Annotated in this window: 5 protein-coding genes; 4 read left to right on the forward strand and 1 reads right to left on the reverse strand. The window is 61.7% G+C overall.

From position 1 onward, the window contains the following. Positions 1–547: 547 nt before the first annotated feature. Positions 548–820: a hypothetical protein gene (locus tag FJY68_12875; protein MBM3332717.1), complete on the reverse strand. Its 273-nt coding sequence runs from the start codon at positions 818–820 to the stop codon at positions 548–550. Positions 821–2,062: 1,242 nt separating this feature from the next. On the opposite strand from FJY68_12875, the gene FJY68_12880 reads away from it, so the two are divergent. From FJY68_12880 to FJY68_12895, 4 genes are all read left to right on the forward strand, one after another. After that, complete coding sequence (locus FJY68_12880) at positions 2,063–2,719, forward strand: hypothetical protein (GenBank protein ID MBM3332718.1); 657 nt, start codon at positions 2,063–2,065, stop codon at positions 2,717–2,719. Positions 2,720–2,951: 232 nt separating this feature from the next. After that, positions 2,952–4,127 (forward strand): hypothetical protein, encoded by a 1,176-nt coding sequence (locus FJY68_12885; GenBank protein MBM3332719.1) that lies wholly within the window; start codon positions 2,952–2,954, stop codon positions 4,125–4,127. A 9-nt stretch (positions 4,128–4,136) separates the two neighbouring features. Continuing rightward, entirely contained in the window at positions 4,137–5,285 is a 1,149-nt protein-coding gene (locus FJY68_12890) for a hypothetical protein (protein ID MBM3332720.1), read from the forward strand. Between the two features lie 8 nt (positions 5,286–5,293). Next, complete coding sequence (locus FJY68_12895) at positions 5,294–6,502, forward strand: hypothetical protein (protein ID MBM3332721.1); 1,209 nt, start codon at positions 5,294–5,296, stop codon at positions 6,500–6,502. Positions 6,503–6,688 lie beyond the last annotated feature (186 nt).

Below are 6,688 nucleotides of genomic sequence, written 5' to 3' on the forward strand. Positions count from 1 at the left end.
TGACTCCTTTCATCCGAAGACCAGATTGTCAGGGGAAACCGCACTAACTATTAGACGTTGTCAGACACCGAAGGATGCGTCAAAAGGCACGAATCAGCTGGTTTTTAGACAAGCTCAGTGTCCCTCTTTTCCCCGGATGCAGCTTCGCGGTCCCGGAAAGGCCTGCCCCCGATACCAGGAGCACGGCCAGTGCGAGAACCAGACAGACCTTGAGCTTCATGACGCCTCCTTTAAGGTGTGTGCAAGCAGGCACAGCTCTTGATGCCCTCATTGTAGACTTGCGTCGCATCGGTGTCAAGTTCTGCGTGTCCACGGTCACTCGGCACGGGGCGAGTCAGTGTCAATAGGGCAGAAGGGTCAGCCGGGGAGAGACGAGGAGGCCGAGGGGTAGAGGCATCGAGTGGCCGGCGGCCTGGGGGTCGATCTGAGGCTTGGGTTTGCGCTTGAGCTAGCCTGAAACTTGAGGCCTATGGCTGGCGGCCGCAACGGAGTCACGCTCCCTTGACGCACTTCGGAGGCAATTGAGTATCGTGTCCCCGTTTCTGCTTCAACAAGTGACCAGCCTCTTGAACAGACTCGTGACGTAGTCCTTGTCTGCGGCGGCCGCGCGCCCGGTGTAGGCATTGCCGGGGCCGAAGGACTCACACCGAAGCCGCATGTCGGACTGCGTCTCCTCAAAACCGAGAGGAGTCTGCGTCTTGGGAAGAGCCGACAAGTGCACTTCGCCATTCACGTCTATCCACAGCACGTGGTGCGCCCCGGCATCGTCCTGCTGTGCCAGGAGTTCGCTCAGTTGCTCTGCGTTCGGGGTTCTATTCATGTTCACATACTCCTCCTCATAGAGAAACGGGCACTCTTCATCGTCTCAGGGGTAGACCCGGACACTTCCCTTGTGGCATGCCGCCGCCAATGACGAGTTGGCTTCACGCGCCTTCATGGCGGCAATTCTAGATTGTCGGTCAGGGAAGTCAAGGTGACGGACGGTCGTCATCGGACCCGAGATAGGAGCGACCTTCGACCGGGTCTTGGTGTCCTGGTGGTGAACTTCCATCTCGGTAACCGCCGTCGTCGTCGGGCAGAGGGGAGAAGTCCTCGTCCAGTTCGTGCCTGGTCTCAGCCTCAACCTTGACCTCGACCTCGCGGCGCAGCCATGGCTTCCATCCAATCTGCAATCTGAAATGCCTCGTGGAAGCTTCCCGAAATGGGGTGCTTGTCCCTGATTGCTTCACGCACGGAATGGCCCTCTCTCTCATTCTCTCGGTAGCTCCCCATGGAGCGGGGAGAACCGCTCCCGATTCTCCACCCCGGCTGATGCGGTCCTTCACTTCAGGAGCAACTGCGTCTCTGGAACGCGGAACCGCCCCTCATCAGTACCCTGAGGCTGTTCGGTCATCGCATTCGGGGGCTGCCCGGGGGACGGTACCCCCAGTGCTGCCCGGGACTGCACTATGGGCAATGACCTGTCGAAGCTAAGCTGTTCTTTTTCTTAGGCTTACGCGCACGAGGTCAGACCAGATTCAGGTCAGCTCAGCCCCGATTCGGGATTTCCGTTTCCCGCGCCGAACACCGCCCGGTTCAATCACAATCCGGCAAGCGTCGGGAGCGCGGCTTAATCAGGATCACATGGTTGGCTGACCGCCGTCCGCCGTGAGCCGTCGGTCGGCTTGAGCTTGTGCTTGCGCTTGGGCTAGCTTGATGCTTGCGGCTTGAGGCTATAGGCCCACGCCAGCGCCAAACTGTAATGCCTCGTGGCAGCTTCCCGAAGCAGGGCGCTGTCCGCATCTTGACGCGCTTCGGTAACCAATGAGCATTGGGTCCCCTCTCTTCCCTCTGCCGCAGATAGCGCTTCAGTTGCCGACCGTCTGGACGTGAAGGTCCTGATTGCCGGCTTGGTTTCTCTTGACAAACCAGAGGGGGGGGGTGTTATTGGCCGCTGGCTTTCCGGTCAGCGAGAGGTTGACTTGGAGGCCAGGAGGCGCCACCAATCGCGAGATCGCCAATAGGGAAGGCGCGTACCGTATGGTGGGCGGTATGCGGAGTCTGTCAGATTGAAGGAGGACAGATGTCAGTCAAGACAACGCTGCTGGCACTAGGGATGCTGGCGGCAATCGTGCTGGTCGGCTGCATGGAACAGGCCGGTTCCATGCGAGTGCGCGTGGCGTCGGGGACAAGATACGCCGAGGTTCCTTCCGACGACACGACTCTGACTGGTTGTGTCAAATGGTACGAAGACACAATCACAATGGGAGAGGTTGTAAGGACCTACGGCGATATCAAGTGGGGTTACAAGGAGGTTTCCGGCCGCGCATGGCCACGAACCGACGGTTTCTGCCACTTCGAGGTTCCCTATATCAACCTCGACCAGAGTGTCCCGACGTGCACGCTCTTCTATTACCAGAAGGGCCACTTGGACTACCCTAACGTATACGTCAAGTGGCTCTACACAGTAGAAGACTGGCCGGGAGATGCGGAGGAGTTGTTCTGGGCTATCCAGAACAGCGACAACGACTCCATGATAACGAATTCAATCACCTATCAACAGAACGGGCTGCACAGCGTCGCCCTGCTTCCCTTCGGCAACCAGCTGGTTGCCAGGTTTGCCAATGCAGGCGGCGGCTACCTTATCACTGGATGGGAGTATCCAGGCTCCAGTTACGACTACTGGACCAGCGTCGCGGGCGTCGGAGACTCGTCTCCCTACATCAAGATCTGCTACTAGGGAAGTGTCCAGACGTCCGGGGAGGTGTTTCCGGGCGGGCGGTCTGCACGCCCGCCCGGTGGCGCTCAGGCCTTGACAGCCATCTTCTTCCGCCTATCATCCTAGCCATGAGGCTCCGGTCGAGTCTCTTGTCACGGGCCTCGCGCGGGGCGGCGCACGAGTACGTGATACGGAACGCACGAGGCGTGCCGCGGCACGTCCCTGAAGGCCCCGATGTGGGACGTTCGGAGAAATGGAGGACGACATGAGGAAAGCCCTCTTCTCTTTCTGCCTTAGCCTGGTTCTGTTCGGAGCGGCGAGAGCTGATTCACTGAACGTCAGGCTTGTCGGCCGCTGCTATCCACCATTGCTGGGCCGCGACATAGTCGTGAGCGGAGACCATGCGTATGTCGCCGACTGGATATCGGGATTTGTGATCGTGTCAATTGCCGATCCTGCGCATCCCGTCTATGTCGGCCAGGGCAGTACATCTGGGGGTTCCGTCGGCGTGGCGGAGAGCGCAGGCTATGCCTACGTAGCAAACGTCACTGACGGTCTTGTCGTGGTCTCTGTCGCAGATCCGGCAAATCCGGTCGAGGTTGGGAGGCTCGATGCGGGGTCACTCATGGGCGACGTGGCCCTGCGCGACAGCTATGCCTATGTCGCCGAGCAGGATTCAGGCATGTCCGTCGTCTCGATCGCCGACCCGACCCACCCGAGCCGAGTCGGTCGCTGGTATAGCTCAGGTGGTCGGTGTGTGGCCGTGAGCGGCGACAAGGCGTACGTTCTGCTTGCCGGGTATGGACTGAAGGTCATTTCGGTCGCCGACCCTGCCGATCCGGTCGAGATCGGCAGTTGTTACGTGCCCGGACTGTACAGGAATGCGCTGGCCCTGCAGGGGCAGTACGTCTACGTCGCGGCGCGGAATGCCGGCCTGCGCATCATCTCTATTGCCGACCCTGCCAATCCGGTGGAAGTCGGCTTCTACGACTCACCAGGAAGCGCCTACGGCGTCGCCGTGCGCGGGGATACAGCCTATCTGGGAGACTACGCGGCAGGGCTGCGCGTCATATCGGTTACGGATCCTGCGAACCCGGTCGAGATAGGATTCTACGAGACTCCGGGAAACGCCTGGGCAGTTGCCGCGGACGGATATTACATCTACCTGGCAGATGAGTACGGGCTGGGGATATATCAGACCTACAGCGCAGCGGTAGAGGAGACGCCCGGCGTCGAAGTGCGACCGCCGAACGGCGGGCCGACGGTTCTGTCCGGGGCGTCGGGCGCACTGCGTCTGGCGTCTTGCGCTGTCTACGACGCGCTGGGCAGGCGGGTGATGAACCCGAAGTCCGGCGTGTACTTCCTGCGTCAGGCGGCGAGCGTCAAGCGTGGTGCGTCAACCGTCACCAAGGTGCTCATCACAAGGTAGGGCACGACGATGAGAACCACGCTGGTCGCTATCGGTCTGGTGCTGCTGGCAGGTTCCTTGCCCGCCCTCGACACACTGAATGTCAGGTGCGTCGGGCGCTGCGCGACTCCGAGCGAAGCGTACGGGGTGGCGGTGAACGGCGGCTACGCCTATGTTGCGGACCTGGATTCGGGGCTTGTAGTGGTCTCGGTCTCCGACCCGGCAAATCCCTGCGAGGTCGGCCGCGCGGGTACGCAGAGCCGTTCCTACGGCGTGGCGGTGAGCGGGAGCTACGCCTACCTTGCGGCCGCCGACTCGGGCCTGATCGTCGTGGGGATTGCCGACCCGGCGCATCCGGCGGTCGTCGGGCGCTGCAACACCCCCGGCTGGGCAGGCGGCGTGGCCGCGAACGGGGATTATGCCTACGTTGCCGACTACGACTCGGGGCTGCGCGTCATCTCGGTCGTCGACCGCGCGCATCCGACGGAGGTCGCGCGTTACACCACGGGTTTCCCGGTCAGCTCGGTGGCAGTCGTCGGGTCCTACGTCCATATCGCCGACGGTATCGACGGCGTGCAGGTCGTCTCGGTCGCCGATCCGAGGAACCCGGTTCGGGTCGGCAGCTGCAACTTCCTCCCCACGGCTGCGCTCAGCGTGGCTGTAAGCGGGGACTATGCCTACGCTACGACCCACGGGCGCGGATTGTACGTCCTCTCAATCTCTGATTCGACGACTCTGACTAAGGTCGGCAGGTACGGCGACTACAGATGGGCCTGGGGAACTGCGGTCAGCGGCAACCTTGCCTGGGTGGCCGCGGATGAGGACGGACTGCGTGTCATCTCAGTAGCCGACCCGGCAAACCCGGTGGAAGTCGGGTACTATGACAAGTCAAGCTGGGCCAACGGCGTGACGGCGGCAGGCGACTACATCTACCTCGCCTACGGTAGAGAGGGGCTGCTGATCTGCCAGGTCTATGGCTATGGAGTGGCGGAGGGTGTCCATCCGCCTGCAGCAGGCCGCCCGGTCGCGACCATCGGCCGCCGCCTGCCTCCGGGCGTCCGGGCGTTCGATGCCATGGGACGTCTGGTTCTGCGGCCGCGTGCCGGCCTGTACTTCCTGCGCGAGGGGGAGTCGCAGAGCGGGACGCAGCCGGTTCGCCGATTCCTCGTCGTGGAATAGGGGGTACAATGAGAACACCAGCCGGGATACTATGCCTGATTCTATCGCTCACGGCCGTGGCCATAGGGGCTGACTCGCTCAATGTCCGGCTCGTCGGCGGCTGCGACACGCCGGGGGATGCCAGCGGTGTCTGCGTCAGCGGAGACTACGCCTACGTGGCAGACAAGCACACCGGGCTGCGGGTGATCTCGATTGCTGATCCGGCAAATCCGGTTGAGGTAGGATACTACGACACGCCGGGCGAGGCTCGAGATGTTGCCGTCAGCGGAGACTACGCCTACGTGGCGGACGCCTACAACGGGCTGCGGGTCATCTCAATTGCCGACCCGGCTAACCCCGTCGAGGTCGGGAGTCTAGCACTGCCCCCCGGTGAGGCACAACGTGTTACGGTGGTTGGCGATCTGCTATACGTGGCCGACGGAACAGGAGGCTTGCGGGTCGTGTCGATCGCTCTGCCGGACAACCCGGTCGAGGTGGGGCGCTGCGGGTCGCTCGGCTGGGTGAGCGATGTGGCCGTGAGCGGGAGTCTTGCATATGCGGTATCCAACGACCTGTCCATAATCTCGGTTGCCGATCCCGCCAACCCGGTCAAGATCGGCAGCCTTGAAGACGCGGGTGCGTTGGGGGTGGCCGTGAATGGCTACTACGCGTATACGGCCGTTGGGTCCTATGGGCTCGAGATTTTCCGGGTCTCCGACCCCGGGCGCATGATTTGGGTTGGTCTGCTCAGAACTCTGGCCCTGGGAGTTGCCGAGAGCGGAGGCTTTGCCTACGTAGTGACCGAGAAGTCGGGATTGCTGGTCGTTTCGGTCGCTGATCCGGCACATCCGTACGAGGTTGGGCACTACCACATCTACCCTCAGTACTGTAACGATGTGACCCTGAGAGGCGACACCATCTACGTTGCGTTTGGTCCGATTGGGTTGCAGATATTTCAGTACTATGGAGCCGGAGTCGAGGAAACGCCGAGCGTCGAAGTGCGAACGACGAGTCCCGGCCCGACGGTTCTGCGCGGCAACCTGCATCTGCCTCTGGCTTCGGGCGTTGAGCGCAGGGCGTCAAGCGTGTTGATGGACGCCACGGGACGAAAGGTCCTGAACCTGAAGCCGGGAGAGAATGACATCAGCCATCTGGCACCGGGGGTGTACTTTGTCCGCGAGGAGCTTCCAGCCTCAAGCCACAAGCCAGCCGTGCGGAAGGTCGTCCTGACCAAGTAGCCTTTACCAGAACCCGTCGTAGCATCGCTGCCCGCGTTCTCGCGGGCAGCTTGCTTTCGGGTGGCGGTCATGTCCTAGAATTCCTGTAGATTCGAGGCTGGTTTTGACCGGAATAGAAGAAGGCGTAAGCTCCGATGTTGTTGATTAAGTCGAGTGCCGGCGATGCCGGCAGAAAGGAAACTTACG

The organism is candidate division WOR-3 bacterium, from assembly GCA_016867815.1.
Classification (GTDB): domain Bacteria; phylum Hydrothermota; class Tepidihabitantia; order Tepidihabitantales; family Tepidihabitantaceae; genus UBA2258.

Coding starts and splice junctions, on each gene's coding strand:
- FJY68_12875 (MBM3332717.1), bottom strand. CDS start 820: ATGAATAGAACCCCGAACGCAGAGCAACTGAGCGAACTCCTGGCACAG.
- FJY68_12880 (MBM3332718.1), top strand. CDS start 2,063: ATGTCAGTCAAGACAACGCTGCTGGCACTAGGGATGCTGGCGGCAATC.
- FJY68_12885 (MBM3332719.1), top strand. CDS start 2,952: ATGGAGGACGACATGAGGAAAGCCCTCTTCTCTTTCTGCCTTAGCCTG.
- FJY68_12890 (MBM3332720.1), top strand. CDS start 4,137: ATGAGAACCACGCTGGTCGCTATCGGTCTGGTGCTGCTGGCAGGTTCC.
- FJY68_12895 (MBM3332721.1), top strand. CDS start 5,294: ATGAGAACACCAGCCGGGATACTATGCCTGATTCTATCGCTCACGGCC.